The sequence below is a fragment of the Nonomuraea terrae genome, assembly GCF_004348995.1.
GTDB lineage: Bacteria > Actinomycetota > Actinomycetes > Streptosporangiales > Streptosporangiaceae > Nonomuraea > Nonomuraea terrae.
On the sequence record NZ_SMKQ01000128.1, the window covers coordinates 1 to 25,891 of the forward strand.

The following is a 25,891-nucleotide window of genomic DNA, read 5'->3' on the forward strand; positions in this document are numbered from 1 at the left end:
CTTCCCGTCCCGCTTGGCGGCGCTTCCCCCGCGCTGCTTCGCGGTGCTCTGAGCGGCGCTTCTCACGAGGTCGCCGTCTCGATCACCGCCACGCGGGCGACCACGGGCGTGTCGCGGGTCTCGGTGATCTCCACCCGGACGGCGTCGGCCTCGGCCGGCGGGAACGTCAGGACACGCTGGTAGCCGACCGCGTTCGCCTCGGCGAGCGTCGTCCAACGCCCGGCCCTGCGGCCCTTGACGACGACGTGCTCGACGCGCTGCCCCTGCGTGATGTCCTCGCCCACGACGACCGCCTCGACCACCCGCGACCGGTCGAACGCGAGCGTCACCCCGGGCACGGGGTCGGCGTCGTCCGGTCGCCACGGCGTACGCGCCCGCCCGGGCCACGCGGTCGCGACGTCGCCCGGCGCGCCGGACGTCACCGTCGCGCTCGCCTCCACGCGCCGAGCCCGGAAGCCCTCGATGCGCCGCCCGAGCTCCTCCAGCACCGCCACGTCGGCGTCGTGGACGAGTCCGTCGCGGGCCGGCGGGACGTTGAGCAGGAAGCAGGAGTTGCCGCCGACCGACTTCAGGTAGATGCCGAACAGCTCGTCCACGGACCGGACCGCGCCGTCCTCGGCCGGGTGGTGGAACCATCCGGGCCGGATCGAGGTGTTCACCTCGGCCGGATACCAGACCAGGTCGTCCTCGTGTCCCGCCAGCGCGGCGCGGCTGCCGAGGTCGAGGTCGTCGCTGCGGACCAGCCGGGCGAACGTCCCGTCGTCGGCCTGCTGCGAACGGTCGGCGATCCGCTCGGCGTCCTGCAGCTCCCTCGGGACCACGCTCCACTCGTCGGGGCGGGTCTGCCCGGCCTCGTTGCCGCACCAGCGGACGTCGGGCCCGCACACGTTGATGACCGCGTCCGGCTGCAGCTCGCGCACCACCGCGTAGTAGCGGTCCCAGTCGTACACCTGTCGCCTGCCGTTGGGGCCCTCGCCGTTCGCGCCGTCCAGCCACACGGTGAACACCGGGCCGTACCGGGTGAGCAGCTCGGTGAGCTGGGCGACGTAGAAGTCGTCGTACGCGGTCCCGCCGCCGTACGACGCCTCGGTGCGGTCCCACGGCGACAGGTAGACGCCGAACTTCAGTCCGTGCCGCCGCGCCGCGTCGGCGACCTCCGCGACCACGTCGCCCCGGCCCCCGCGCCACGGCGAGGAGGCCACCGAGTGCGTCGTGACGTCGCTCGGCCACAGGCAGAAGCCGTCGTGGTGCTTGCAGGTGAGGATCACCCCGGTCATCCCGGCGCTCTTCAGCGCCCTGACCCACTGGTCGGCGTCGAGACCGGCCGGGTCGAAGAGGGCCGGGTCCTCGTGGCCCTCGCCCCACTCCCGGTCCGTCATCGTGTTCATGCCGAAGTGGATGAACCCGTAGAACTCCATCTCCTGCCACGCGAGCTGGCGCTCGCTCGGCCTGACCGCGACCAGCGCGCGTCCGTCCATCAGTGGAACCTCCGGTTGTACGAGGCGAGCACGCCCAGCAGGACGAGCAGCGCGCACAGCATGATCGCGAGGCTGCCCCAGCCGACGGTCGTACGGACGGCGACGACGACCACGACGCACAGGGCCGCGACGAGCGTCCGGGCGGTGACGACGAGCGCGCCGCGCGTGGATTCCTTCATGAGGGTCTCCTGTCAGCCCTTCACGCCGCCGGACGACATGCCTGCGATGAGCCGGCGCTGGATGAGCGCGTAGAGGATGAGGACGGGGACGATGACGATGACCATGCCGGCGTACAGGCGGCCGTAGTCCGCCGCCGCCTTCTGCGCGGTCATCAGGTTGAGCAGGCCGACCTGCAGCGTCTTGCCCTCGCCGGGGAGCAGGGTGAGCGCGATGATGAAGTCGTTCCAGTAGGCCAGGAAGTTGAACAGGATCACGGTCACGACCGCCGGGCGGGCGATCGGCAGCATCACCCTGGTCATGATCTGGAAGCGGGACGCCCCGTCCAGCGCGGCCGCCTCCTCGTACGAGGTCGGGATCGACCGGAAGTACGCGGTGAGCAGGTAGATCGAGAACGGGATCGACGTGGCCGCGTACACCAGCGACAGCACCCCGGGGTTGTCGATGAAGAAGCCCCCCGGCAGCACGTCCACGAGCGCCCGGTCCCAGCCGACCAGCATCAGGAAGATCGGCACGACGATGTAGTTGACGTTGACGAACAGCCCGGCCAGCAGCGCCACCTCGATGAAGGCGCGCCCGCGGAACTCGTACCGCGCGATGACGTACGCCGCCGGCACCGAGACCGCCAGCACGAACGCCAGCCCGAGCAGCGTGACCAGCACCGAGGTGAAGAAGTACTGGCCCATGTGGGCGGTGAAGAACGCGTCGACGTAGTTCTGCAGGTGCAGGCCCTCGGGCAGCGTCCACGGGCTGCCGTAGAACTCGCTCTTCTGCTTCAGCGAGGCGAGCAGCACCCACGCGACCGGCACCGCGATGGCCAGCGCGATCGCGATGACGAGGAGGTACGTCAGCACCCGGCCGGCTCTGGGCCGGTCGCCGCGGTTGCGAGGTGTGGTGATCGTGGTCATGGGGCTGTCCTCAGAACTGGAGGGGCTCGCGCCGCGTCGCCCGGCTCACCAGGAGCGAGACGAGGAACGAGAAGGCGAAGATCACGACGCCGATGGCCATGCCGTATCCGTACGACGAGTTCGTGTACGCCTGCTTGTACATGTAGCTCAGCAGCACCTCGGAGGAGCCGTCGGGGCCGCCGCCGGTCATCGCGCGGACGAGGACGAAGCTGAGGTTGACGGCGCTCATCACGAAGAACGTCAGCGTCGTACGCAGGTTCTGCCAGATGAGCGGCAGGGTGATGGAGAAGAACTGCCGGGTGGGTGACGCCCCGTCGAGCCCGGAGGCCTCGTACAGCTCCTCGGGGATGCTCGCCATGCTCGACATGTAGAGCACCATGTAGTAGCCGAGCGACTGCCAGACCATCGCGATCGCCACCGACCAGAGCACGATGTCCTGGTCACCGAGCCAGACCTGCTGCAGGCCGTCCAGCGACAGCAGCCGCAGGGTCCCGTTGAGCAGGCCGTTCTGCTGGTCGTAGATCGCGGAGAAGATCGCCGCGATGACCACCACCGACAGCACGTTCGGGACGTAGAGCACGAACCTGTAGAAGTTCCGCCCGCGCAGCCGCTGCCGGGTCATGATCGCGGCGAGGAACAGCCCCATGCCCATCGTCACGACGGTCACGACGACCAGCAGCGCGACGGTGTTCTGGAACGCGCGGACGAACTGCGCGTCCTCGAAGAGCTGGGTGAAGTTGTCGAACCCGACGAAACGCATGTCCGGGGAGAAGCCGCTCCAGGTGTAGAACGACATCCGGAACACGTTCACGGTGGGGACGACCATGAACAGCACGAACAGCACGAGCGCGGGCAGCAGGCACGCGAGCACGAAGCGGCCGTCGCCGCGACGCCGTGCCGAGCGCCCGGCGGGTCGCGCCGGTGCCGATGTGTCCGAGGGTGGGGAGGAGGTAGTCGTCGCCATGCCGGGTCCTTGGGTCGCTCAGGACGTGTGGTCGGGGAGGCGGCGGCCCGGTGCGGCGGGCCGCCGCCGGTGCGTCAGCTGCCCGCCTGGCGGAGCTTCTCGCTGGCGTCGTTCAGCGCGCTCTGCCACTGGTCCTGGGTCTTGTCGCCGCTGATGACGCTGTTGGCGGTGTCGAAGAGGGTGGCCTTGATGTCCACGCCCGGGACGGGCGCGGTGCTGGCGAAGCCGCCGACGAGCGCCGTGACCGACGGGTCCTCGTAGACCTTGTAGAACTCGGCGTTCTCGCCGGACAGGCTGTCCACGATGCCCTTGATCGGCTGGATCGCGTTCGACTGGGCGAAGATCTTCGCGGCCGCGTCGGAGTACAGGTAGGCGACGAAGTCCTTCGCCGCGTCCTTGTTCTTGGCGGCGCCGGGCACCCAGACCGACTCGACCGAGGTCGTGATGTAACGCTTGCCGCCCTCGCCGGCCGCGGGCAGCGGCGTCAGGCCCCACGCGAAGCCGTCCTCGCGCGGCGCGTCGGCCATCTCGCCGACGATCCAGGTGCCGTTCGGCATGAACAGCGCCTTGTTGTCGAGGATCGACTGCTGGTTCTTGGTGAAGTCCTGCTCGTTGGCGTATCCGACCGTGGTCGGCGCGGCGTAGCTCAGCAGCTTGGTGGCGATGTCGAGGACCTGTTTGGCCTGCGGCGTCTGCCAGACGCCCTGCTTGTACGTCATGACGTCGTTGTAGAACTGCTCACCGCCGACGTCGGCCAGCAGGGCGAAGAAGAAGGAGTCGAGGTACCCGGCCGTCGGGTACGTGAACAGCGCGATGCCGTCCTTCTTGGCCTTGTCACCGAGCGCCCACATCTCGTCCCAGGTGGCCGGGACCTCCCAGCCCTTCTCCTCGAACAGGCCCTTGTTGTAGACCAGCCCGGTCGGCGCGTAGTACATCGGCATCAGGTACGTTTTGTCGTCGCCGTACGGGTTGGTGTTGAGGTTGCCGACGATGCCGTCGATGAGCTTGGCGCTCACCGTCTGGCTCTCGCCGGGGACGTTCGCCTGCAGGACGGGCGTGAGGTCCTCCAGGGCCTTGTCCTTGACGAGCGTCTCGGTGAGCGCGGCCTTACGACCCTGTCCGAGCACGACGACGTCGGGGTAGCGCCCCGCCTTCATGTTGGGCGTGATCTCGTCCTCGATGCTCTTCGAGATCTGCAGCTGCACGTCGACGTCGGGGTGCGCGGCCTCGTACGCCTGGATGACCTGGGTGTACATGTCGCGGCCGTAGCCGCCTTCGAGGGCGGCGACGCTCAGGGTCGTCTTGCCGGAGTCAGCGCCGTCCCCGCCGGCGGAGCAGCCGGTGAGCAGCCCGAGGACCGTGACCGCGGCGCCCGCCAGGACGAGTGATCTCCTCATGGTTCTGGTGATCCTTCCCGTGGACGTCTGCCCACCTGGGTGCGAGCGGAAGAACGAAGTCCGGGCCGCACCCGCGTCGGAGGGCACGCCGAAAGGGCGTCGCGCAGGGGTCTGCATTCCGGACCTTGTTACAGTGGCATCGATAACATGAAAGATGCAAGAGGCAGTTTACGAGCTGTCGCCTACGGCCGGGACCGTCAGTGCGAGCGGGGCGGTGCCGTGGAGTCGCGCACCGCCAGCGACGCCGGGACGACGACCTCGGCCGCGCCGGCGTCGTCGCCCGTCAGCAGCAGGGCGACCGCGGCCGCGCTGGAGCGGTAGAAGTCCTGGCGCACGGTGGTCAGCGGCGGGCAGCAGTAGGCGGCCAGGGCGATGTCGTCGACGCTCACGATGGACACGTCGTCCGGCACCTTCCTGCCGTGCTCGCGCAGCGCGCGGATCAACCCGAAGGCCATCTCGTCGCTGGCGGCGAAGACCGCCGTCACGTCGGGGATGCGAGCCAGGATCTGCCCCTGGAGATAGCCGGAGTCGGGCGACCAGTCGCCCTCCAGCGGCGGCGGCGCCGCGATCCCGGCTGCGGCCAGGCACTCCTGCCAGCCCTCGCGCCGCCTGCGCGCCTCGATCCACTCGTCGGGGCCCGAGACGTGCCATACCTGGCGATGGCCGAGGTCGAGCAGGTGCTGGGTGGCCAGGCGGCCGGCCTCTTTCTGGTCGATGCCGAGCGCGCGGGCGCTGGCGGTGCGGGAGCCGTCGAGTGTGACCGTGGGGATGTCGCGGGTGATGTCCTCCATCTTCCGCGTCACCGAGATGAGCGGGACGGCGATGATGATGCCCTCGACGCCCTGGTCGGCCAGCTTCGACAGGGAGCGCTCCATCAGGCCGGTGTCGAGCGAGGCGATGGTCGCGATGCTGACCGCGTAGCCGGCCTCGCCCGCGGCCGCCTCGACGCCCGCGGTCACCGCCGAGCGCGAGTAGTAGCCCCCGGACTGCAGCAGCACCAGGCCGATGGTGTGGCTGCGCCCCGAGGAGAGCACCCGGGCGGCGTTGTTGAACCGGTAGCCGAGCTGCTCCACGGCCGCGAGCACGCGCTTCTTCGTCTCCGGCGTGACGTTCGGCGAGTCGCGCAGCGCGCGCGAGACGGTCTGCGCCGACACGCCGGCGGTCCTGGCCACGTCGGCCATGCTGGGCTGTCTCGTGACCTGTCGGCTGGGCCGCTCGGTGGCCTCGGTCATGGCGCTCCTCTCTGGCGGCCTTCCTCAGCTCCGATCATATCGGCCTTGTTACGTATGTCATCGATAACATAAGCTCACGGCCGTGACTGAGCTGCCCGCGCCGGACACCCCGGCCCCGACGACCCCGACCGACGGCGCTCCGACCGAAGCGAGCGCGCTCACCTGGCGCGGGCGGAGGCTGTACCGTCACGGCGTCCCCCACCGCATCCTGGCCGGGGGCTTGCACTATTTCCGCGTTCATCCCGACCTGTGGCGCGACCGCATCCGCCGGCTCGCGGACCTCGGGCTCAACACGGTCGACACATACGTCCCGTGGAACTTCCACCAGCCCCGCGAGGACGAGGCCCCGCGCTTCGACGGCTGGCGCGACCTCGAACGCTTCATCCGCCTGGTCGGCGAGGAAGGGCTCGACGTCGTCGTCCGGCCGGGCCCGTACATCTGCGCGGAGTGGTCCAACGGCGGCCTGCCGAGCTGGCTCACCGCCCGCGACGTCGCCGTCCGCAGCTCGGACCCCGCCTTCACCTCCGCCGTCGGCCGCTGGTTCGACGAGCTGATCCCGCGCGTCGCCGCGCTCCAGGCCGCCGAGGGCGGACCCGTCGTGGCGGTGCAGGTCGAGAACGAGTTCGGCAGCTTCGGCGACGACCACGCCTACGTGCGCTGGAACCGCGAGGCGCTGACCGCGCGCGGCATCCGGGAGCTGCTGTTCACCGCCGACGGCCCGACCGAGCTGATGCTCGACGGCGGCACCCTGCCGGACACCCTGACGGCCGTCACCCTCGGCTCCAAGCCCGACGCCGCCCGCAAGCTCCTCAGCACGCGGCGGCCCGACGAGCCGTTCGTGGTCGCCGAGTTCTGGAACGGCTGGTTCGACCACTGGGGCGAGCCGCACCACGTCCGCGGGGTGGACAGCGTCGTGCGTACCCTGGAGGGGATCGTCGCCGACTGCGGCAGCGTCAGCCTCTACATGGCCCACGGCGGCACCAACTTCGGGCTCTGGGCCGGCGCCAACGAGGACGACGGCCGGCTGCAGCCCACCGTGACCAGCTACGACTCCGACGCCCCCATCGCCGAGGACGGCACGCTCACGCCCAAGTTCTTCGCCGTACGCGAAGTCCTCGGCGCGCGCGGGCCCGTACGGGTGGCCGAGCGCATGCCGGCCCTGCCGCCCGCGCGCGTTCCCCTCGTCCACCGCGCCGACCTGCTGCCCGGGCTGCGCGCCGTGCCGGCGCCCACCCTGACCGGGCCGCGGCCGGCGTCGTTCGAGCAGCTCGGGCTCGACGCGGGCATGGTCCTGCACACCGCGCACCCGCGCGTCCCGGAGGGCGAGCACCGGCTCGTCCTCACCGACGTCCGCGACCGGGCCACGGTCTTCGCCGACGGCGCCGCGCTCGACGACCTGCGCGTACGCGGGACCGGCGAACGCGTGCGCCTGGAGGTCCTGGTGGAGAACCTCGGCCGGGTCAACTACGGGCCCCGCATCGGCGGGCACAAGGGCCTGCTCGGGCCGGTCCTCGTGGACCGGCGGATGGTGCAGGGCTGGGACAGCAGGCCGATCGCCCTGCAGGACTGGTCGGCCGCCGACCTGGCCCGCGCCGGCGCCGCCGGCCCCGCCACCACGAACACCGGGTTCGCCGAGGCGACCGTGCACGTCGACACGCCCGCGGACACCTTCCTCGCCCTCCCGGGCTCGCGCCGCGGCCTCGTCTGGGTCAACGACTTCCTCCTCGGCCGCTACTGGGAGATCGGCCCGCAGGTCACGCTGTACTGCCCGGCTCCGCTGCTGCGCGAGGGCGAGAACACCGTGACCGTCCTGGAGCTGGAGCACCTGGGCTCCACCCTGGAACTCCGCGACCGCCCTCAGCTCGGTCCGCCCGAGGAGTACATCGAGGAGTTCGACTGACCTGCGGCACGCCGTCGAGGTCGAGCAGGACGGCGTTCTGCAGTGCGATCGAGGGCGACACGGCGATCCCCTTCGTCAAGAACGCGCATCCGCTGGGCGATACCGGCTCACTCAGCCTTGCTCTGCCCAGTCGCCCAGCGACCAATCCCGCACCTCCGGCATGTCCTGCAGGTGCTCGACCACGTACCGCTCGTGGCGGAGGAGCTGCTGCTCGCACCACGCCATCAGCTCGCTCGCCCCTGCCGGGGTCCGCCGCGCGGCGTTCAGCGCGTCGATCATCAGGTGGTACCGGGATGCCCGGTTGCGCACCACCATGTCGAACGGGGTCGTGGTCGTGCCCTCGTCGACGAGCGCATGAACTCGCCGAGCTTGCGGGTCGACTCGAGCCGGTCCCGGCCCGGCGCCTCCACCGGCACCGCGTACTCGCGGAAGTCGGGCAGGTCGAGGTCGACGGTGAGCAGGCCCCCGTTGGCGTGCGGGTTGCCACTCATCCGCAGCTCTCCCACGGGGTTGATCGACAGCACCAGCGCATCGGGGGCGCCGTGCTCGTCGAAGAGTTCCTCGGGCCGGTAGGAGCGCATCCAGTCCTCGAGGATCGGCCTTCGCCTGTCAGGTGTGCGCCTGGTGACCTGGGGAATCAGGCCAATTGGCTGCTTTACGCCGTCGTACATGCGCCGCCCGGTGCCGCAGTACACCGACGCCACCCGGTTGGCCTTTTCCGCACACGGGAGATGAGCGATGCGTGTCCATGCGATCCCGGCCCCGATGACCGTCGCCTCCGACGCCCAGCTCGCCGACGTGGTGTTCGCCGACGACCGGGTGCACAGCGACATGGTCCTGTTCCAGCGCCGGTCGGCCGGCAGCTGGCGTCCGGTGACGGCCAGGCAGTTCGCGGCCGACGTTCACAGCCTGGCGGCCGGCTTCCTCGCCGCCGGGATCCAGCCCGGCGATCGGGTGGCGCTGATGTCCGCCACCAGCTACGAGTGGACGCTGGTGGACTACGCCCTGTGGACGGTGGCGGCGCTGCCGGTCCCGATCTATGAGACCTCCTCGGCCGAGCAGGTCCGCTGGGTGCTGAAGGACGCCGGCCCGGTCGCCGTGGTGGTCGAGCGCGAGACGCATCGCCGCCTGGTCGAGGACGTGGCCGCGGACCTGTCCAGGCCGCCGCGGGTGTGGCAGATCGGCGGCGGCGGGCTGGACCGTCTCCGCGAGGGTGGGCTGGACGTGGACGACGCCCAGCTGCGTGAGCGCCGCCGGGGGGTGTCGGCCGACGACCTGGCGACGATCGTCTACACCTCGGGCACCACCGGCCGCCCGAAGGGCTGCATGCTGAGTCACGGCAACCTGCTGTACGAGGCGCGCATCGCGATCGACAGCATGGAGCGGATCTTCGGCCAGGACGCCTCGACCCTGCTGTTCCTCCCGCTGGCGCACGTCTTCGCGCGGGTGATCCAGGTGGCCTGCGTGGAGCGGGGTGTGTGCCTGGCGCACAACGCCGACCGGGCCACGCTGACCGAGGACCTGGCCGCCCTGCGACCGTCGTTCCTGCTGGCGGTGCCCAGGGTGTTCGAACGGGTCTACCACGATGCCCGGCAGCGGGCCCATGCGGAGGGCAAGGGGAGGATCTTCGACTGGGCCGACCGGACCGCCGTCGCCTACAGCCAGGCACTGGACGATGGGCGGCCAGGCCGGCGCTTGCGCCTGGCACACCGCCTGGCCGACCGGCTGGTGTACCGGCGGCTGCGGGCCGCGCTCGGCGGCCGCGTCGGCTACGCCATCTCCGGCGGAGCGCCGCTGGGCGCCCGGCTGGGCCACTTCCTCCGAGGAGCCGGCATCACCGTGCTGGAAGGCTACGGGTTGACCGAGACCGGCGCCGCCGCGACCGTGAACCTGCCCGACGCGCAGAAGATCGGCACGGTGGGGCCGCCTCTCCCCGGCGTCGAGGTCCGGATCGCCGACGACGGCGAGATCCTGATCAAGGGCCCGATCCTGTTCCAGGGCTACTGGCGCAACGAGCAGGCGACCAGGGAGACCCTGACCGCCGACGGCTGGCTGCGTACCGGCGACGTTGGCGCCCTGGACGAGAACGGGTTCCTGACGATCTCGGGCCGCAAGAAGGAGATCATCGTCACCGCCGGCGGCAAGAACCTCGCCCCGGAACCGCTGGAGGACCGCCTGCGCACCCACCCGCTCATCAGTCAGGCGGTGGTCGTCGGCGACCGGCGGCCGTACACCGCCGCGCTGATCACCCTGGACGCCGAGGCACTGGCGTCATGGAAGCGGGCCGCCGGCAGGCCCGAGGACGCCGGTCCGGTCGAGCTTCGCGACGATCCGGACCTGCTGGCCAGGTTGCGGACGGCCGTGGACGAGGCCAACACGACGGTGAGCCGGGCCGAGTCGATCCGCAGGTTCCGGATCCTTGCGGTGGACCTGACCGAGCAGAACGGATATCTGACCCCGACCATGAAGGTCAAACGTGCCTTGGTCCACAAGGACTTCGCGGCCGAGATCGAGGAGCTGTACCGCTGAGCACCAGACGCCAAGACCGGCGGACCCGCCAGGTCGCGGGCGCGCGATCGACGCTGGATCGGCTGGTGGCGGCCACGCCGGCGTCCCGTGACCGGGTGGTCGACGCCGCCCGTGCGCTGTGCATCGTGGTCGTCACCCTCTGGCACTGGACATTGTCGGTCACCCACCGCACCGCCGACGGCAGCCTGACCATGCCCAACCCGATCCATGCCGTGCCCGGTGGCTGGCTGGCCACCTGGGTGCTGCAGATCATGCCGGTGTTCTTCCTGGTCGGCGGTTACGCCAACCTGGTCGGCTGGCAGCGGGCGCAGGAACGCGGGACGACCGCCGGCCGGTTCGTCCGAGACCGGCTGCGCCGGCTGCTCTGGCCGACCGCCGTCTGGGCCGTGGTCTGGCTCGCCGGTGAGCTGCTCGCGGCCGCCCTGCCCGGCCCGCACCGATGGATGTGGGAGTGGTTCCCCGGCTACCTGGCGCCGTTGTGGTTCCTGGGCGTGTACGGCCTGCTGATCGCCGCAGTGCCGATCACCGCGAGCCTGAACGGCCGCTATGGAGCCGGCGTCCTGGTGGCGCTCGTGCTGCTGATCACCCTTGGCAGCGTGGCGCACCGCGGTGCCGGCCTGGCCTGGGCGGGCTGGGTGACCGCCGCCCTGGTGTGGCTGTTCTGCCACCAGCTCGGCTACGCCTGGCGCAGCTGGGAGCTGGGGCGGCGGCCGCTGGCGCAGCGGCTGGCGGTCGCCGGGGCCGGTTTGGCCGGGTTGGTCGGGCTGACGGTGGGAGTGGGCTACCCCCTCTCGATGGTGTCCACCACCGGCGTCGCCGAATCCAACATCTTCCCGACCAACGCCACCATCGCCGCCCTGGCCGTCTTCCAACTCGGGCTGCTGGTCCTGGTCACGCCGGCCGCCGAGCGCCTGCTGCGCCGGCCGGCCGCCTGGAAACCGGTGGTGGCACTCAACGTGGTCGCGTTGACCATCTTTCTCTGGCACATGACCGCCTACCTGGTGGTGCTGTGGGCCTATGAAGGGCTAGGGGGCAACCTGGCGGCGGAGCCGACCGCCGGCTGGTGGGCTCAGCGCTGGTTGTGGCTCCTGGCCCCGTCGGCCGTGCTGGCCGTACTGGCCGTCGTGTTCGCCCGAGTCGAGCTTGCCGCCCGCCGGAAAGGGGCAGGTCGCTGAGCTCGGCACTGCTCCAGGCGCTCTGGGGCTGGGGCGCGCAGCACCCCTGAAGGCCGCTGACCAGGTAAGACGGGCAGCGCGGGTACAGCGTCGTCGGGGACTCGTGGGTGAGGGACTGCCGTTCCAGACGTCTGGGCTCACGCCTTTCGATGATGACGTCGATCGTCTGCACGATGCCGTCGATCGACGCGCACACGCCGACCAGCGCCAGGAAAACGCCCGTATACCCTCATTTTGGGATGGGGTCATCCCTGGCCAAGAGTTGTCCGGTATCCCGCGAACACCCACCCGGCGCGCGGCACACAAGTCTCTCAGAAGAGCAATGATCGACTCCCCTGAAAGCGCGCCACACTCCGAGCTCGTGGAACGGGACGACAAGTTCCGCCTATTGAGTACTGGCTGAATGGGCGGAGCGGATGCCGTCGATGTCGAGGAGAAGGTGCAGGGGGCCGCGCAGGTTCGGCGTGTGCCGGTACGGCGGCGGGTCGGCGACCAGCCGCGGCTCCACCAGCCGGCGGGTGAGCTCGGTCAGCGCGAGCCGGGTCTCCAGCCGGGCCAGTGGGGCGCCGAAGCAGTAGTGGATGCCGCCGCCGAACCCCAGGTGCTGGTTGTCGCGGCGGTCGGGGTCGAAGCGGTCCGGGTCGGCGAACCGGGCCGGGTCGCGGTTGCCGGACGCGAGCACCAGCACGATCACCGAACCCTGGGGAATGGTGGTGCCGGCGATCTCGATGTCCGCCAGAGCGGTACGGCGCGGGCCCGGCATGTGGATCGGCGGCTCGTAACGGAGCAGTTCCTCGACCACGTTGACGGCGTATCCGGGATCCTGGCGCAGCCGTTCCAGCACGTGCGGGTGGCGCAGCAGGGTGAGCATGCCGTTGGCGATGAGGTTGACGGTGGTCTCGTGGCCGGCGATGAGCAGCAGCGCCGCGGTGCTGAGCACGTCAGGCCGGGCCATCTCGCCGTCCGTGACGAGGGCGGAGAGCAGATCGTCGCCCGGCTCTCGCTGGTGCGCGTCCGCCAGCCCGTCGAGGTACTGGCCGAGTTTGGCCAGGGTCTCGAACCTGCGCCGGTTCCGCTCGACGATGGTCCCCGTGGTCGGGTCGTTGGTCTCGACGGCGATCTGCGACCACTTGTGGAAGAGTGGCTCGTCAGGGCGCGGCACTCCGAGCATTTCGCAGATGACCGTGACCGGCAGCGGGTAGGCGAAGTCGTCCACGACGTCGATCCTGCTCCGGCCGGCGAGGCCGTCGATCAGCTCGGTGATGATCTCCCGCATCCGGGACTCCATCCCGGCGACCCGCCCCGGGGCGCCGGGCGGCCCGAAGTGCTTCATCACCATGGCGCGCAGCCGGTCGTGGTCGGGCGGGTCGCGGCGGATGAACTCCGGCGGCAGTTGCGGGGCGGCGTCGTCCGGCGCGATCCGGATGTTCGCGATCTCCGGCAGGTTGCGCAGGTCGGAGCTGACCCGGGGATCGTGGAGGAGGGCGACGATCTCCCGGTAGGTGCTCACCACGTAGCTGCCGTCCGGCTGGCGTGCCACCGGCGTCCGGCGCAACTGCGGGAACAGCGGGTACGGGTCGGCGCGGTTGGCGTAGTCGAGGAACGTCTCGTAGGTCGTGGTCATCTCACTGTCCCCCCTCACTTGGCACCGGCCGAAACCAGCGTGGCGCGCCGTTCGTCCGGGTTGTGGCCGGTCACCACGACGGTCGCGTCGTGGATGGCCGGGATGCGCGCGGGGATCTCCGCCGGGACGGCGCGGGGCGGGGCCGACCGGCCGACCATGGCGAAGTCCGGCGGGAACGGCGCCGCCCGCTCGATGAGGTCGCGGTAGAAGTCCAGCCACATCGCCTCGTCGAAGGTCACCGCGGCGGTGATCCGGCCACGGTGGCCATAGACGGCGACGAACCTGCGCTCCTCGACCGAGCCCTGGACGATGGCCACCTCGTCGGCGAACGTCGGCACCCCGACCGACTTGATGTTGACGCCGAACTGCGCCGACCAGAAGACCGGCAGCGAAAGATGCGGCCGGAGCCGGCCCGACGGACTGATCATGTTGTGCGCCGCCACGTGCGCCTGGGACACCGCGTTGCCCCAGTGCTCCAGCGTCAGGAACTGGTAGCCGTAGACCGGATGCGGGAAGCGGGCCACGTCGCCCGCCACGAACACGTCGTCGCAGACGATGCCGTTCACGTCGAAGGCGCGGCAGCCGGCGTCGCAGCCCACGCCCCACGCGCCGGCGGCCAGGCCCGAGCCGTCCAGCCATTCGACGTTGCGCACGGCGCCGAGGGCGGCGACGGCCAGATCGACGTCGAGCACGCTGCCGTCGGACAGCCGGGCGCGGCGCAACCGCCCATCGCGGTCCCCTTCGAGTGCGGTCACCGTGACCCCGCAGCGCAGGTCGACGCCGTTCTCGCGCTGCATGTCGGCGGCGATCCGGCCCACCACGCCGCCGAGCGCGCCGACGAGCGGAGCCGGTCCTCGCTCGGCGACGGTGACCGGCAGGTCCAGCTCGCGGCAGACGGAGGCGATCTCCGAACCGGTGAAACCGCCGCCGATCACCAGAACGCGCGGCCCGGACGCCAGCCGCCGCCGCAACTCCGCGGCGTCCTGGCGGCTGCGCAGCACGCTCACCCCGTCGAGGGCGGCCTCCTGCGGATCCGGCCAGGGCCGGGCGCGTACGCCGGTGGCGATCAGCAGCCGGTCGTAGCCGACCGCGCGGCCGTCGGCCAGTCTGACCTGCCTGGCCGCCAGGTCCAGCCCGACCGCGGCGACCCCGCGGATCCATTCGGCGTCGAGCTCGTCGCGCCGGGGCAGCATGGTGTCCGCCGCGGCGATCTGGCCGCTCAGCACCTGCTTGGACAGCGGCGGCCGGTCGTACGGCTCGCCCGGCTCGTCACCGATCAGCGTGAGCGCCCCCGCGTAGCCCTCCCTGCGCAGCGTCGCCGCGGCGCGCAGGCCGGCCAGCGAGGCGCCGACGATGACGATCCGGCCGATGTCGGGGTTGCCGGCGGAGGCCTTCTCCTGCCGTTCCGTGATCTCCTCGTCGAGCAGGAGGGCCCGGACCGGGCAGGCGGCCGCGGCCCGCAGCACCTGGTCGCGTTTGGTCTCGTCGGGGTCCAGCTCGTACATCAGTGTTTCGTGGTGCGGCATCCGGAAGACGTCGGGTGCGGCGAAGACGCACTGTCCGTACCCCTGGCACTTGGTGAGGTCGACTACGACGCGCATGGAAACCGTCCCCTCCGACCATGGAGGCCGACGTTCCCGTGACCTCTGGTCTTTCGGCTCTCCTTCGACCATAGCAACGGCGCCTTCATGCGTGTCCAACGATGCTTGCGCATGATCAACATCTCGATCTGAGGGGATCGGACCACTGGCCGACGCGGGCGCCGCGTTCCTCCCTCCTCCCTCGGGCCCGTGCCACGCTCGCCGCCGCCCACCACGCCGTGGACGAGGTACGCGGCGGCCCGCACGGCACCGCGCACCTCGGCATGCCGGCCTCCATCGGCATCGTCGACCTGCCCGAGGCGCTCGGCTGTCATACGCGGGACGAGAACGGGCCATCCACAACAGTGACCATGACCTCCAGCGCGGCGACGGATCGCGCGTCGGCCGGCCAGGCGGCGGGACTTCACCGCCGCCTATGACCTGCGCTGGGTGGAGTCCGCGAGGGATGATGAGCCAGCCCTGTGCGGCAATCGTCCTGGCGGGGGCGGTCTCAGGTGCTGATGGCGCGTACGACAACGCCGACGAGCCGCTGCTGAGTGACCAGGCCGTACTCCCGCGAGTCGCGGCTGGCGTCGGGGTTGTCGCCCAGGATCGCCATCCAGCCCGGAGGAACGTGCGCGTTCGATGGTGACGGTACGTGCTGCGGGACGAGATCCCCTGGTATCGCAGCCAGCCGCTTGATCACGTAGCCGGTATGCGGCCGCGGGCCTGCCATTCGCGCGTCCGGCACGACCACGACGATGTCGCCCACTCTCAGGCGCGACAGGGATGTCCGGCGCACCAGCAGGCGGTCGCCGGGATGCAAAGTGGGCGCCATGCTGAAGCCCGCAACAGTGGCCAGTACGAATTTGTGCCGCAGCACCGCGACGAGTACCGCCACGCCGGAAACTGCCAGGAGCACTGCAATCACAGCCTGCACGGAAAAGTGCCTCACTGATCGCGCGAGTATTCGGAGCGCCATGACAGGCGGCAGATTGAAAGACGATGGCTGAATGGGCCACCGACTCGGCCGACGGCCCATTCAGCCCACGTATCAGCTAGCAGCTGTAGCGTTCCCCCCGCACGTTGCAGGGCCCGCAGGTCGTCTGGTTGCTGTCGCAGCCGCGGTCGCACCACCGGGAAATGGAATAGACGCCGCTGCAGTAGCAGAACTCTTTCCAGGTCGTGCAGGCGGCTTGAGCAGTGACTTTCGGGACGAAGGCCGACAACATCCGGTCGCCGAGCGTGTTGAAGAGCCGCAGCATGCTTCACTCCCTCATGGATGACGGGCCGATTTTGGAGAGCCGGTAGGCATCGTCTGGCCTTGACCCGTTCGATTTACATTAGAGATCACATCCGGGTTCCGGTCAATCGCGATAACCGGCGGCCTGGAGGGAGAACAATTCGGCGTAGGGCCCTGGTGTCTCGACCAGCTCGTCATGTGGCCCAGCCTGCACCACGGTGCCGGCGTCGAGCACGAGGATCAGGTCCGCTTCCCGAATCGTGCCGAGCCGGTGCGACACCAGCAGGCTTGTGCCGTCGTTGCGTAGCCGTTGGAAGCCCTGGTGGATCTCGTGTTCTGCCTCGGCGTCGAGGCGCGCGCTCGGCTCGTCGAGGATGAGCAGGTCACGACCGCCGCGCAGGAAGCTGCGCGCGATGGCGACCCGTTGCCACTGCCCGCCGGAGAGCATGGTGCCCGGTGTGGTTCCGTTCAGGTCGTCGCCGGCGAAGTAGATGCGGCTGAGCAGCGTGTCGTACCCATGGGGGAGCGTGCGCACGATGTCGTGCACACCCGCGTTCCGCGCGGCGGTCTCGATGCGTGACCGATCCGTCAAGGCCTCGACATCACCGATGCCGATGTTCTCGGCGGCCGACAACTCATAGGAGACGAAGTCCTGGAAGACGCCCGCGATCCTGGCGCGCAACTGCACCGGGTCGAGGTCCCGCAGGTCGACACCGTCCCAGAGGATCGCGCCACGATCCGGGTCGTAGTAGCGGCACAGGAGCTTGATGATCGTGGTCTTACCGGCACCGTTGTAACCGACCAGGGCGACCGCCTGGCCCTTGGGGATCGTTATGGTGACGCCGCGCAGCACCCACGGGAGATCCTCTCGATACCGGAACCAGACGTCACGCAGCTCGATGCCGTGCCGCAACGGTGCCACCGGACGGGAGTGGGCCGGCACCGGCAGATCCGGCTCCGCTTCCACGACGGCGAGGTAGTGACTGAACATCAGCAGTTGGGTGTGCGCTCCGGCCGCATCTCGCACCATGCCGAGCAGAGCCGTCTGCACCGCGGCGACCGCGGCGACCAGCATGGCCACGTCACCGAGGGTCACCGTTCCGTCAGCCGCGGCGTTGACCACCCAGATCAGGCAGCCGCACGCCACCCCGGTCGAGAGCAGGGTGAGCAGCGCCTCCGTGCTCAGGGCCCGCCGGTCCATCGCCCGCTGCACCCGGTTCGCGGTACGGCGTTCGCGGAGCATCCGTTCCCTGAGAAAGGAGCCGACGCCGAACAGCCTGATCTCGGTAGCAGCGTCGACATCGGAGAGCAGCTGGCCGTAGAACAACTCGCGCCGCTCGGTCGGTCCCACGGTGTTCATCGCCTCGGCCCGCCGGCGCGCGAGAGCGAACTCGGCGCCGACGGCGGGGAGCGTACCGACCAGGACGATGATCGCCAGAACGGGGCTGACGGTGACCAGTGAGACGACGAACCCCGCGGTCACCAGGACCTGCTGGAGCAGGTTCATGCTCACGGCCATGATCTCGGCCGGTCCGGACCCGCCGGCGTGACGGGCGAAGCGCAGCCGATCCGCGAACTGCGGGTCCTCGAACCGTCCCAGGCCGACCAACCTGTTGACCGCGGCGTAGAGCTGGTCGAGGGCGGCGAGTGCCACGATCCGTCCCTGCTCGGCCCGCAGGTAGCGCAGCACCTGCGCCGGCACCGCCGTCATGACGCTTGCGGCGACCAGGCCGATGATCGGCCACATCAGGTTCGTGGGTCCGCCAGGGGCGCTCAGCTGGTCGAAGACGAGCTTCGTCAGCCACGCCACGGCGACGGGAGCGCCTGCGCCCAGCACCGTCAGTACGAGCTGCGCGATGGTCGTACGCGCCGCGACCCGCCAGGCCAGCTGCCAGGCGGCAATGGCCACCCGCATGCCGGCGGTCACCGGGCGACGGACCCAGGAAGGACGTCGACCCGGAAACCTGTCACCGCCAGGACGCCGTCCTGGCCCATGAGGCAGAAGGCCGGGTATCCGCCGAGGCCGTACGCCTTGGACATGTCACCGTCGACGTCCGCCTCGATGACGATCTGCGCGACCCCGCTCAGCTCCTCGCGAAGGCCCCCCAACTCCTCGGGAGAGCCCAGCAGCACCGCCATCACATCGTCGCGCCCGCCTGACAAGCCGGAGGCGTACCGTACGAAGGCGGGTTTCTGCTCCTCACAGGACGGGCAGCGCGGCGAGAAGAAAGCCACGAGCATGCCCTCCCGGAGATCATCGCGGGTCACCTCGCGGTTGTCGACCGTCACGACGCGGAAGTCGCCGACCCGAGCTCCGGCGGGCAGGGTGATCTCGCCCTGCGCGGAGGGCCGCGCGCCTCCTCGGTTGATCAGCTCCGTGTGCTGTCGAAGGCGCCGGATCACTGCGAGGGTGAGCAAGAGATTAAGCAGGCAGATGGCGCAGACAATCGCTAATACGGCCCATAAGACTGGCATGGCGAAATCCTCAACGTTTGGTCCGTACCGAAGCGGTCAGGATAGTACAGCTGCGCGACGCGGCCCATAGTGCTCAGCGGGACATGTTCTGCGCACATCGCGTCAACGGGGCAGAAAAAATAGGGCGGTTCCGTCCCAACTGTCCGGTTGCGCAGATCGCCTCTTGGGGCGGGCGACTCATGGCCAACGCTGCTATCCGGCTGGCCCGAACAACGTGACAATGTCCTCCAACGCCGTGATCAGAATGCCGGCGACCAGTCCGCCGGCACCGGCGAGCAGAGCGTATGGTGCGTCAAGCGTGCCCGATGCCGAGGCGCCGGCCAACCCTAGAACTGCGACACAGACGAGCATCATGTTCCGCATGATGTGAATAGGGCCCAAAGGTGTGCTTGATGCCCCGAAGCACCGGCAGGGAGCGCGGTTGCCGTGCGACAGCGCTCGGCCGATCACCAGAGTGAAGGACAGGAGGAGGCAGCCTGCCAGGGCGAAGCCGATCCAACCCGCCACCCGTACCGGGATGAGCAGCAGCACCGCGACGATTGCCTCGATCGCCACTACAGCAAGCGCCGCCGGCTGAAGGAGAGGACTCGGAATCTGTTTCAACTGGCGCAGCGAACGGACGAAGGCGAGCCAGGCGTCCTTTCCGGAGACCTTGGTGAAGGCCGCCGTGATGAAAACCGCCACGAGCAAAAGCCGGCAGGTCACTTCCACATACTGCACGGTGGCCAAATTATCCACTGCTCTGCGCCACCACAACAGCCGCCGGTCAGCAACCAGCGCGCGCGATGCGGAGCGCTCGTACTGCGGCGACCGCTTGTGGCGGTTGAGGTAACTCACTGATCCAGCGCACCGGTTGTCCGGTCAGACGAGGTCGCGAAGTCGGGGCCGACATGCAGCACGGTGAGCTTGTGAGGCCGAGCTGTCACCGCCATGGGGAGATCGACCGGAGAGGCGCGTTGGTGCTGGTGCCGCCCCTTGCCGGCGAGTTCCTGCTGCAAATCGCTCGTCTGGGCCGTGAACCGTCCCGTGAGCAGACCGGTGACCTCGCCGACCGCCTGGCCGACGGCGCCGGCGGCGGCCAGCTCGGCGCCGAACTCGCGTTCGAGCCGGCGGATCTGGGCGCTGCCTCCGGACTGGCTGATGTGCACCTGCTCGGCGGCGGGCGCCCAGGCCCAGGTCGTACGCCGCCAGCCGGACGGGAAGCCGGCTGCGCGTGTCACTCCCGGCCGCTGAACCCGCCGGGTGCCCGGGCTCCGCCGGTGACCGCCGAAGGCGAACGGCCGGTGAACGTCAGGGGCGGATTGAACTGGCTGGCGGCCGCGTACGTTGGGGTGGCATGAGAGTGCGATTGACCCTGCTCGTAGCGCTGCTGTCGCTGACGGCGGCCTGTGGTGGAGCGGGATCGGAGATATCGACGGCCGTGGCCGACGCGCCGGCGAGACGGGTCGCCCTGTGGGGCGCCGAGGACGGGTTCGTGACCGCGACCATGAACGCCCTGCGTCCGCCGAGGGTGGTGGTCTACAGCGACGGCGTGGTGATCGCCGACGCGAGCAAGCAGCTCAAGCTCACCGAGGATGAGGTGAGCAAGATCGTCGCGTCGATGCGGACGTACCTGACCGGGCAACCGCCGACCGCGCAGCCCAGGCCGGACGCGCCGACGGTGTCGGACGTACCGACCACCATCCTCGGGGTGCGGGGGCAGGACGGGAAGATGCTGGAGGTCCGGGTCCCGGCCCTGGACCAGGTCGCGAGCTTCTACCCGAAGCAGCTCCCGGACGCGAAGGAGCTGATGGACGGCTTGGCGGTGCGAGCCGCCGCCTCGGGCACCGACTATGCCGGCACCCGCGTCCGCCTGGTCGTCGAAGGTGCCGCGTCGGCGGAGGGCAAGCCGGCGCCGTGGCCCGCGGGGGTCGAGGAGCCTTCGGGCTCGGTGAACCCGGTCTGGCAGAAGGACCTCGACGGGGTGGCGGTGGCGGCGATCACCAAGGCGGTGCCTGCCGGGCAGGAGTACGGCACGTCACTGTTCAAGACGAGTTCCGGAGCGCTTTTCGTGCTCTCCTGGAGGTACCTGCTGCCTGACGAGTGATGACGATGCCCCGGGCGGATCGTCCGGGGCACAGGGCTGTGAGGTGCCTGCCCTGCCGTCGGGAACCTGTGGGGGCTCGGCGGTGTAGTGGTATCGATCACTTACCTGAGGGGGCCGCACATGCTTCGCAGCACTCTGACAGCGCTTCTGGCTTGGTGTCTCGTCACCGGATGCGCATCCTCGGAGCCGCCGGACGGATGCGCCGAGAGGTTGTCGCCGGCTCCGCTCCCCACCTGGGCCCGCACGGGGTTTCAGCCGCCGGACCAGGCGATGCCGTACGTCGTGGGGGACCGGGGGGACATCGCGGCCGTGGTGTTCGGCGACCCGTTGCTGTCGCCGCCGGACCAGGAGCGCGGTAACAAGATCCTCTGGGTCTCGCGGGTGTCACAGGACGGAGACCCGCTGCTGATCGAGGCCCGCCTGGACGGCTTGGGAACGCCTGTCACCCGCGAGGTGCCGGGCGGTCCCGGTCCGTCGGGCGTCGACCTGCCGGAGGCGGGCTGCTGGCACCTGACGCTGCGTTGGTCAGGACACGTCGATACCCTCAAGCTGCGGTACGTCCAGCAGCGGTGACGCCCGGAGGCCGGGCGTCACCGCTGAAATCCGGCCGCTACTGCGGGCCCGGCTGAATCGCCCGGCCGCCGCCGAAAGCCTTCACGCGGCAGTCGTCCTGGATCTTCGAGATGTCGACGTCAGGCCCGGGGACGCTCGCGTACCGCCAGCCGAGCTTGGCGGGACCGCTGACCTTGACGAGGTGGACGTCGAAGCCGTGGTCCTGCAGGCACTTGACCTCGATTCGGACGCCCTTGGCGTAGTTCGGGTTCTTGGCGGGGTCGAGCTCGGGCGGCAGCAGCGGGCGCAGGTGCTCGCAGGCGGCCCGCGCGGACTTCTCCGCCGCCTTGGTCCAGGTTCCCTTGCTCGGCATGCCGTGCTCCCCCAGGCAGCCGGCGTACGCGGCGCGGAACTTCCGCACCTCGGCCGGCGTGCTGTCCAGGCGCAACTGCGGGCGGCCGGACCTCGCCGAGCCCGTCTTGGCCGGTGCCGCGGCCGCGCGGGTGGCCCAGGACTCGACCGGTGCCGCGGCCGGTCGGTCGGCTGACACGTTGCCAGGCGGGACGGGCGCGGGAGTGCCGGGGCCGCTCGCCGCCTCGGCGGCTCCGCAGGCGGTGAGGAGGCCGCAGGCGAGCGCGGCGATGGACAGTGCCGCGGCGTGCCGCGCGCGGTGATCGGCTGGGTTGTTCATGCCGGAGAGGATGGTCGAGCAATGTCAGAAACTTGCCAGGAACCCTTGGTCAACAGATGAGCGGGGGTGAGGTGGTCTCCAAGCCGACCTGTTATCGCCAGCTGTGGGTGCATACGTCCTGGTAGCTGAGGACGACGTGAAGCAGGCCGAGCTCATCCGCCGCTATCTGGAGCGTGAGGGCCACGACGTCGTCGCCGTGCACGACGGGCGGGAGGCCCTCGACTCGATACGCCGGCGCGCCCCCCGATCTGCTGGTCCTCGACGTGATGATGCCCCGGGTCGACGGCCTGGACGTCTGCCGGGTCCTGCGCGCGGAGTCGGACATCCCCGTCCTGATGCTGACCGCCCGCTCCACCGAGGACGACCTGCTGCTCGGCCTCGACCTCGGCGCCGACGACTACATGACCAAGCCCTACAGCCCCGTGTGCTGATGGCGCGCGTCCGCACGCTGCTCAGACGCACCCGTACGGCCGCCGCGCCGGACCTGTCGCCCGATCCGGTGCTGAGGGCCGGCGGGCTGGTCGTGGACCCGAACCCGGACATGAAGGCGAGGAACTGCCTGACGAACGCGGCGCGGGAGTAGCTGCCGCCGCTGTCGGCCAGGTCTCGGTGGAAGGCCGTACCGAACAGGTTGCGGTATTCCTCGGCGTCGATCGCCTGATCATCGTCGACGTCGGTGACCTCGAACAGCACGCCGGCGATCTTGGTGAGCCCGGAGCCGGGCAGGGACTGGTCTGAGCCGGCCCAGGCCGGGGCGCAGGTCGGTGCGCTTGGCTGGTGTCCAGCCGTCCCTGCGGAGCCGGTCCGCTTCCGGCTCACGTCGCGGTGGCCGTGCGTGTTCAGCGGTTGCCGTTCTGAGCCGGTTGGCTCCCGACTCAGAACGGCGTGGTCGAGTGGTGATCAGCGGTCGGTGAGGCCGGCCTTTCTGAGGGCTTCGGCCATGGCGCCCGTCGGGGTCGGGCGGTCCTGGCGGCGGGCGCCGCGGCCACGCTCCGAGCCGTTGTCGCGACCGCGCTGGGCGCCGTCGGAGTCGTTGCCTCGGCCGCCGCCCGACCTGCCGCGTCCGCCATCGCCCCGGCCGCCGTCACCGCGTCCGCCGTCGTTGCGGGAGCCGTTGCCCCGGCCACCGTCGTTGCGAGGGCCGCCGCCGCGGGAGCCGTTGCCGCGGCCCTCGCCGCGGCCGCCGTTCCCACCGTTGCCCGCGCCGCCGCGGCGGGGGCCGTCGGCTGAGGTGGTCGCGGTGGTCTCGTCTTCGAGGCGGAGGGTCAGGGAGATGCGCTTGCGGGGGATGTCGACGTCGAGGACCTTGACGCGGACGATGTCGCCCGGCTTGACCACGTCGCGCGGGTCCTTCACGAAGGTGCGCGACATCGCCGACACGTGCACCAGGCCGTCCTGGTGGACGCCGACGTCGACGAAGGCGCCGAAGGCGGCCACGTTGGTGACCACGCCCTCCAGGATCATGCCCGACTGGAGGTCGGACAACTTCTCGACGCCCTCCTTGAACGTGGCCGTCTTGAAGGCGGGACGCGGGTCGCGCCCCGGCTTTTCCAGCTCGCGCAGGATGTCGGTGACCGTCGGCAGGCCGAAGGTGTCGTCGGTGAAGGTTTCCGGCCGGAGCGAGCGCAGCGCCGCGGTGTTGCCGATCAGCGACTTCAGGTCGGTCTTGGCGGAGGTGAGGATGCGCCGCACCACCGGATAAGCCTCGGGGTGGACGCTCGACACGTCGAGCGGGTCGTCGCCGCCCCGGATGCGCAGGAAGCCGGCACACTGCTCGAACGCCTTCGGCCCGAGCCGCGGCACGCTCTTCAGCGCCGCACGCGTGCGGAACGGGCCGTTGGCGTCGCGGTGGCGGACGATGCTCTCGGCGAGCGTGGAGCCGATGCCCGACACCCGCGTGAGCAGCGGCGCCGAGGCCGTGTTGACGTCGACGCCGACCGCGTTGACGCAGTCTTCGACGACGGCGTCGAGCGAGCGGGACAGCTTGGACTCGGCCAGGTCGTGCTGGTATTGGCCGACCCCGATCGACTTCGGGTCGATCTTGACCAGCTCGGCCAGCGGGTCCTGGAGCCGGCGGGCGATGGAGACCGCGCCGCGCAGCGACACGTCGAGCTCGGGCAGCTCCTGCGAGGCATAGGCGGAGGCGGAGTAGACCGAGGCGCCCGCCTCGGAAACGACGATCTTGGTGAGCGACGGTATGAGCTTGACCAGCTCGCCGGCCAGCTTGTCGGTCTCGCGCGAGGCCGTGCCGTTGCCGATCGCGATCAGGTCGACGCCGTGGCGCTGCGCGAGCGCCCCGAGGACGGCCAGCGACTCGTCCCACTGGCGCTTGGGCTCGTGGGGGTAGATCGTGGCGGTGTCGACGACCTTGCCGGTGGCGTCGACCACGGCGACCTTCACGCCGGTGCGCAGACCGGGGTCGAGCCCCATCGTGGTGCGCGTGCCGGCCGGGGCGGCGAGCAGCAGGTCACGCAGGTTGGCGGCGAACACGCGCACCGCCTCGTCCTCGGCCGCCTGCCACAGCCGCATCCGCAGGTCGATGCCGAGGTGGACGAGGATGCGCGTGCGCCAGGCCCAGCGGACGGTCTCGGCCAGCCACTTGTCGGCCGGCCGCCCCTGGTCGGAGACGCCGAACCGGGAGGCGATGCGCAGCTCGTAGTCGGGGCTGTCGTCGGGCTCCAGGGTGACGGAGAGAATCTCCTCCTTCTCGCCCCGGAAGATGGCCAGGATGCGGTGGGAGGGCAGCTTCGTGAACGGCTCGCCGAACTCGAAGTAGTCGGCGAACTTGGCCCCCGCCTCCTCCTTGCCCTCGCGGACCTTCGACACCAGCCGCCCGCGCGTCCAGAACTGCTCACGCAGGGCGCCGATCAGGTCGGCGTCTTCGGCGAAGCGCTCGATCAGGATGGCCCTGGCGCCTTCGAGCGCCGCGCCCGCGTCGGCCACGCCCTCGGTGACGAAACCCTCGGCCGTGGCGACCGGGTCGAGCGTGGGGTCGGTCAGCAGCTGGTCGGCCAGCGGCTCAAGGCCGAGCTCGCGCGCGATCTGCGCCTTGGTGCGCCGCTTGGGCTTGTAGGGCAGGTAGATGTCTTCGAGCCGGGCCTTGGTCTCGGCCGCCATGATCTGCTCGCGCAGCGCGTCGTCGAGCTTGCCCTGGGACTCGACGGACTCCAGGATCGCCGTGCGGCGCTCTTCCAGCTCGCGCAGATAACGCAGCCGTTCCTCGAGGGTGCGCAGCTGCGCGTCGTCGAGGGCGCCGGTCGCCTCCTTGCGATAGCGCGCGATGAACGGCACGGTCGCGCCGCCGTCGAGCAGCTCGACGGCGGCCTGCACCTGCCCGTCGCGCACGCCGAGCTCTGCGGCGATCCGCTGGTGAATAGAGAGCACTTGCCTGCCTTTCGATGGTCCCGCCGGTCAATTGTGCAGGACGACGCCGTCTTTCATGACCAGTGTGCGCGGAGGGTGAACGACCACCGCCTCCGCCGGGTTCCCCGCGGGCACCACGACGAGATCGGCCCGGTCGCCCGGCGCGAGGCCGTGGCCCTCCAGCCCGAGCAGCCGCGCCCCGCCGCTGGTGGCGGCCTCCAGCGCCAGCTCGATGTCGTCGTCTCTCCGGAACGTGCTGCGGTAGGCGACGTGCATGGCCCGCTCCAGCATGTCGCCGCTGCCGTACGGGCCCCACAGGTCGCGGATGCCGTCGTGGCCGCACGCCACGGTGACCCCGGCGGCGCGCAGCTTCTTGATCGGCGGCACGGGGAAGTTGTAGACGGCGGCGGTCACGATCGCGACCCCCGCCTCGGCCAGCCCCTCCGCCAAGCGATCTTGGTGAGCGTCGTCGAGCTGACCGAGCGCGTACGCGTGGCTGACCGCCACCCGCCCGCCC

General features: G+C 70.3%; 26 protein-coding genes and 1 pseudogene. 8 read left to right on the plus strand and 19 right to left on the minus strand.

Going from position 1 to position 25,891, the window contains the following annotated elements:
* Positions 1-62: 62 nt before the first annotated feature.
* The 6 genes from E1286_RS30855 to E1286_RS30880 form a co-directional block, all read right to left on the minus strand.
* Positions 63-1,478 carry an alpha-L-fucosidase gene (locus E1286_RS30855; protein WP_132618072.1) on the minus strand — a complete coding sequence of 472 codons (1,416 nt, stop codon included), beginning with the start codon at positions 1,476-1,478 and terminating at the stop codon, positions 63-65.
* Entirely contained in the window at positions 1,478-1,657 is a 180-nt protein-coding gene (locus E1286_RS30860; protein WP_132618073.1) for a DUF6903 family protein, read from the minus strand. The genes E1286_RS30855 and E1286_RS30860 overlap by 1 nt, the downstream gene beginning before the upstream one ends.
* Before the next feature lie 12 nt (positions 1,658-1,669).
* Entirely contained in the window at positions 1,670-2,563 is an 894-nt protein-coding gene (locus tag E1286_RS30865) for a carbohydrate ABC transporter permease (RefSeq protein WP_132618074.1), read from the minus strand.
* Between the two features lie 10 nt (positions 2,564-2,573).
* On the minus strand, positions 2,574-3,527 hold the full coding sequence (locus tag E1286_RS30870; RefSeq protein WP_132618075.1) for a carbohydrate ABC transporter permease: 954 nt from the start codon (positions 3,525-3,527) through the stop codon (positions 2,574-2,576).
* A gap of 74 nt (positions 3,528-3,601) precedes the next feature.
* Complete coding sequence (locus E1286_RS30875; protein WP_132618076.1) at positions 3,602-4,924, minus strand: carbohydrate ABC transporter substrate-binding protein; 1,323 nt, start codon at positions 4,922-4,924, stop codon at positions 3,602-3,604.
* A 197-nt stretch (positions 4,925-5,121) separates the two neighbouring features.
* Positions 5,122-6,156: a LacI family DNA-binding transcriptional regulator gene (locus E1286_RS30880; RefSeq protein WP_132618077.1), complete on the minus strand. Its 1,035-nt coding sequence runs from the start codon at positions 6,154-6,156 to the stop codon at positions 5,122-5,124.
* 82 nt (positions 6,157-6,238) lie between these two features.
* On the opposite strand from E1286_RS30880, the gene E1286_RS30885 reads away from it, so the two are divergent.
* Positions 6,239-8,056 (plus strand): glycoside hydrolase family 35 protein, encoded by a 1,818-nt coding sequence (locus tag E1286_RS30885; protein ID WP_223190561.1) that lies wholly within the window; start codon positions 6,239-6,241, stop codon positions 8,054-8,056.
* Between the two features lie 111 nt (positions 8,057-8,167).
* Here E1286_RS30885 and E1286_RS30890 read toward each other — a convergent pair whose 3' ends face one another.
* On the minus strand, positions 8,168-8,371 hold the full coding sequence (locus tag E1286_RS30890; RefSeq protein ID WP_246075370.1) for a phosphoketolase family protein: 204 nt from the start codon (positions 8,369-8,371) through the stop codon (positions 8,168-8,170).
* Positions 8,335-8,889: a phosphoketolase family protein gene (locus E1286_RS50635; protein WP_132618078.1), complete on the minus strand. Its 555-nt coding sequence runs from the start codon at positions 8,887-8,889 to the stop codon at positions 8,335-8,337. The genes E1286_RS30890 and E1286_RS50635 overlap by 37 nt, the downstream gene beginning before the upstream one ends.
* On the opposite strand from E1286_RS50635, the gene E1286_RS30900 reads away from it, so the two are divergent.
* The gene (locus E1286_RS30900; protein WP_132618079.1) at positions 8,795-10,585 is read left to right on the plus strand and encodes an AMP-dependent synthetase/ligase; all 1,791 of its coding nucleotides are present in this window, start codon (positions 8,795-8,797) and stop codon (positions 10,583-10,585) included. The genes E1286_RS50635 and E1286_RS30900 overlap by 95 nt on opposite strands.
* A gap of 65 nt (positions 10,586-10,650) precedes the next feature.
* Positions 10,651-11,760: an acyltransferase family protein gene (locus tag E1286_RS30905; protein ID WP_246075372.1), complete on the plus strand. Its 1,110-nt coding sequence runs from the start codon at positions 10,651-10,653 to the stop codon at positions 11,758-11,760.
* 385 nt (positions 11,761-12,145) lie between these two features.
* Here E1286_RS30905 and E1286_RS30910 read toward each other — a convergent pair whose 3' ends face one another.
* Both E1286_RS30910 and E1286_RS30915 read right to left on the minus strand, forming a co-directional pair.
* Positions 12,146-13,384, minus strand: coding sequence for a cytochrome P450 (locus E1286_RS30910; RefSeq protein ID WP_132618080.1), 1,239 nt, complete (start codon positions 13,382-13,384; stop codon positions 12,146-12,148).
* Positions 13,385-13,398: 14 nt separating this feature from the next.
* A complete protein-coding gene (locus tag E1286_RS30915) occupies positions 13,399-14,985 on the minus strand; it encodes an FAD-dependent oxidoreductase (protein WP_132618081.1) in 1,587 nt (528 codons plus the stop codon).
* A 218-nt stretch (positions 14,986-15,203) separates the two neighbouring features.
* On the opposite strand from E1286_RS30915, the gene E1286_RS30920 reads away from it, so the two are divergent.
* Positions 15,204-15,404, plus strand: a complete 201-nt coding sequence (locus tag E1286_RS30920; protein WP_132618082.1) for a hypothetical protein — start codon at positions 15,204-15,206, stop codon at positions 15,402-15,404.
* A 71-nt stretch (positions 15,405-15,475) separates the two neighbouring features.
* Here the strand turns inward: E1286_RS30920 and E1286_RS30925 are convergent, their stop codons facing one another.
* From E1286_RS30925 to E1286_RS50640, 6 genes are all read right to left on the minus strand, one after another.
* Positions 15,476-15,895, minus strand: a complete 420-nt coding sequence (locus E1286_RS30925) for a S26 family signal peptidase (protein WP_165969988.1) — start codon at positions 15,893-15,895, stop codon at positions 15,476-15,478.
* Positions 15,896-16,022: 127 nt separating this feature from the next.
* The gene (locus E1286_RS30930; RefSeq protein WP_132618084.1) at positions 16,023-16,229 is read right to left on the minus strand and encodes a hypothetical protein; all 207 of its coding nucleotides are present in this window, start codon (positions 16,227-16,229) and stop codon (positions 16,023-16,025) included.
* Between the two features lie 102 nt (positions 16,230-16,331).
* Complete coding sequence (locus E1286_RS30935) at positions 16,332-18,122, minus strand: ABC transporter ATP-binding protein (RefSeq protein ID WP_246075373.1); 1,791 nt, start codon at positions 18,120-18,122, stop codon at positions 16,332-16,334.
* Positions 18,123-18,130: 8 nt separating this feature from the next.
* Positions 18,131-18,625, minus strand: coding sequence for a redoxin domain-containing protein (locus E1286_RS30940; RefSeq protein WP_223190563.1), 495 nt, complete (start codon positions 18,623-18,625; stop codon positions 18,131-18,133).
* A 249-nt stretch (positions 18,626-18,874) separates the two neighbouring features.
* Positions 18,875-19,519 carry a MauE/DoxX family redox-associated membrane protein gene (locus E1286_RS30945; RefSeq protein ID WP_132618085.1) on the minus strand — a complete coding sequence of 215 codons (645 nt, stop codon included), beginning with the start codon at positions 19,517-19,519 and terminating at the stop codon, positions 18,875-18,877.
* The gene (locus E1286_RS50640) at positions 19,516-19,902 is read right to left on the minus strand and encodes a LysR family transcriptional regulator (protein WP_246075374.1); all 387 of its coding nucleotides are present in this window, start codon (positions 19,900-19,902) and stop codon (positions 19,516-19,518) included. Before E1286_RS50640 ends, E1286_RS30945 begins: the two co-directional genes overlap by 4 nt.
* A 116-nt stretch (positions 19,903-20,018) precedes the next feature.
* On the opposite strand from E1286_RS50640, the gene E1286_RS30955 reads away from it, so the two are divergent.
* Positions 20,019-20,768, plus strand: coding sequence for a hypothetical protein (locus E1286_RS30955; RefSeq protein ID WP_132618086.1), 750 nt, complete (start codon positions 20,019-20,021; stop codon positions 20,766-20,768).
* A 270-nt stretch (positions 20,769-21,038) separates the two neighbouring features.
* Complete coding sequence (locus tag E1286_RS30960) at positions 21,039-21,341, plus strand: glutathione S-transferase family protein (protein ID WP_223190564.1); 303 nt, start codon at positions 21,039-21,041, stop codon at positions 21,339-21,341.
* 37 nt (positions 21,342-21,378) lie between these two features.
* Here E1286_RS30960 and E1286_RS30965 read toward each other — a convergent pair whose 3' ends face one another.
* Positions 21,379-22,011: a hypothetical protein gene (locus tag E1286_RS30965; protein WP_132618088.1), complete on the minus strand. Its 633-nt coding sequence runs from the start codon at positions 22,009-22,011 to the stop codon at positions 21,379-21,381.
* Between the two features lie 103 nt (positions 22,012-22,114).
* Between E1286_RS30965 and E1286_RS30970 the strand changes: the two are divergent.
* A pseudogene (locus tag E1286_RS30970) lies at positions 22,115-22,546 on the plus strand (response regulator transcription factor); the annotation flags it as partial.
* 74 nt (positions 22,547-22,620) lie between these two features.
* Positions 22,621-22,749, plus strand: coding sequence for a hypothetical protein (locus E1286_RS51465; protein ID WP_281282785.1), 129 nt, complete (start codon positions 22,621-22,623; stop codon positions 22,747-22,749).
* Between the two features lie 162 nt (positions 22,750-22,911).
* On the opposite strand, the gene E1286_RS30980 is transcribed toward E1286_RS51465, so the two are convergent.
* Positions 22,912-25,395 carry a Tex family protein gene (locus E1286_RS30980; protein ID WP_132618089.1) on the minus strand — a complete coding sequence of 828 codons (2,484 nt, stop codon included), beginning with the start codon at positions 25,393-25,395 and terminating at the stop codon, positions 22,912-22,914.
* A 27-nt stretch (positions 25,396-25,422) separates the two neighbouring features.
* On the minus strand, positions 25,423-25,891 hold a 469-nt coding region (locus E1286_RS30985; RefSeq protein ID WP_165969990.1), incomplete at its 5' end, for an amidohydrolase family protein.

Coding starts and splice junctions, on each gene's coding strand:
- E1286_RS50635 (WP_132618078.1), bottom strand. CDS start 8,889: ATGTCGCTGTGCACCCGGTCGTCGGCGAACACCACGTCGGCGAGCTGG.
- E1286_RS30955 (WP_132618086.1), top strand. CDS start 20,019: ATGAGAGTGCGATTGACCCTGCTCGTAGCGCTGCTGTCGCTGACGGCG.
- E1286_RS30915 (WP_132618081.1), bottom strand. CDS start 14,985: ATGCGCGTCGTAGTCGACCTCACCAAGTGCCAGGGGTACGGACAGTGC.
- E1286_RS30910 (WP_132618080.1), bottom strand. CDS start 13,384: ATGACCACGACCTACGAGACGTTCCTCGACTACGCCAACCGCGCCGAC.
- E1286_RS30875 (WP_132618076.1), bottom strand. CDS start 4,924: ATGAGGAGATCACTCGTCCTGGCGGGCGCCGCGGTCACGGTCCTCGGG.
- E1286_RS30890 (WP_246075370.1), bottom strand. CDS start 8,371: ATGGTGGTGCGCAACCGGGCATCCCGGTACCACCTGATGATCGACGCG.
- E1286_RS30960 (WP_223190564.1), top strand. CDS start 21,039: ATGCCGTACGTCGTGGGGGACCGGGGGGACATCGCGGCCGTGGTGTTC.
- E1286_RS30930 (WP_132618084.1), bottom strand. CDS start 16,229: ATGCTGCGGCTCTTCAACACGCTCGGCGACCGGATGTTGTCGGCCTTC.
- E1286_RS30935 (WP_246075373.1), bottom strand. CDS start 18,122: ATGCGGGTGGCCATTGCCGCCTGGCAGCTGGCCTGGCGGGTCGCGGCG.
- E1286_RS30965 (WP_132618088.1), bottom strand. CDS start 22,011: ATGAACAACCCAGCCGATCACCGCGCGCGGCACGCCGCGGCACTGTCC.
- E1286_RS30865 (WP_132618074.1), bottom strand. CDS start 2,563: ATGACCACGATCACCACACCTCGCAACCGCGGCGACCGGCCCAGAGCC.
- E1286_RS30870 (WP_132618075.1), bottom strand. CDS start 3,527: ATGGCGACGACTACCTCCTCCCCACCCTCGGACACATCGGCACCGGCG.
- E1286_RS30855 (WP_132618072.1), bottom strand. CDS start 1,478: ATGGACGGACGCGCGCTGGTCGCGGTCAGGCCGAGCGAGCGCCAGCTC.
- E1286_RS30860 (WP_132618073.1), bottom strand. CDS start 1,657: ATGAAGGAATCCACGCGCGGCGCGCTCGTCGTCACCGCCCGGACGCTC.
- E1286_RS30900 (WP_132618079.1), top strand. CDS start 8,795: ATGCGTGTCCATGCGATCCCGGCCCCGATGACCGTCGCCTCCGACGCC.
- E1286_RS30880 (WP_132618077.1), bottom strand. CDS start 6,156: ATGACCGAGGCCACCGAGCGGCCCAGCCGACAGGTCACGAGACAGCCC.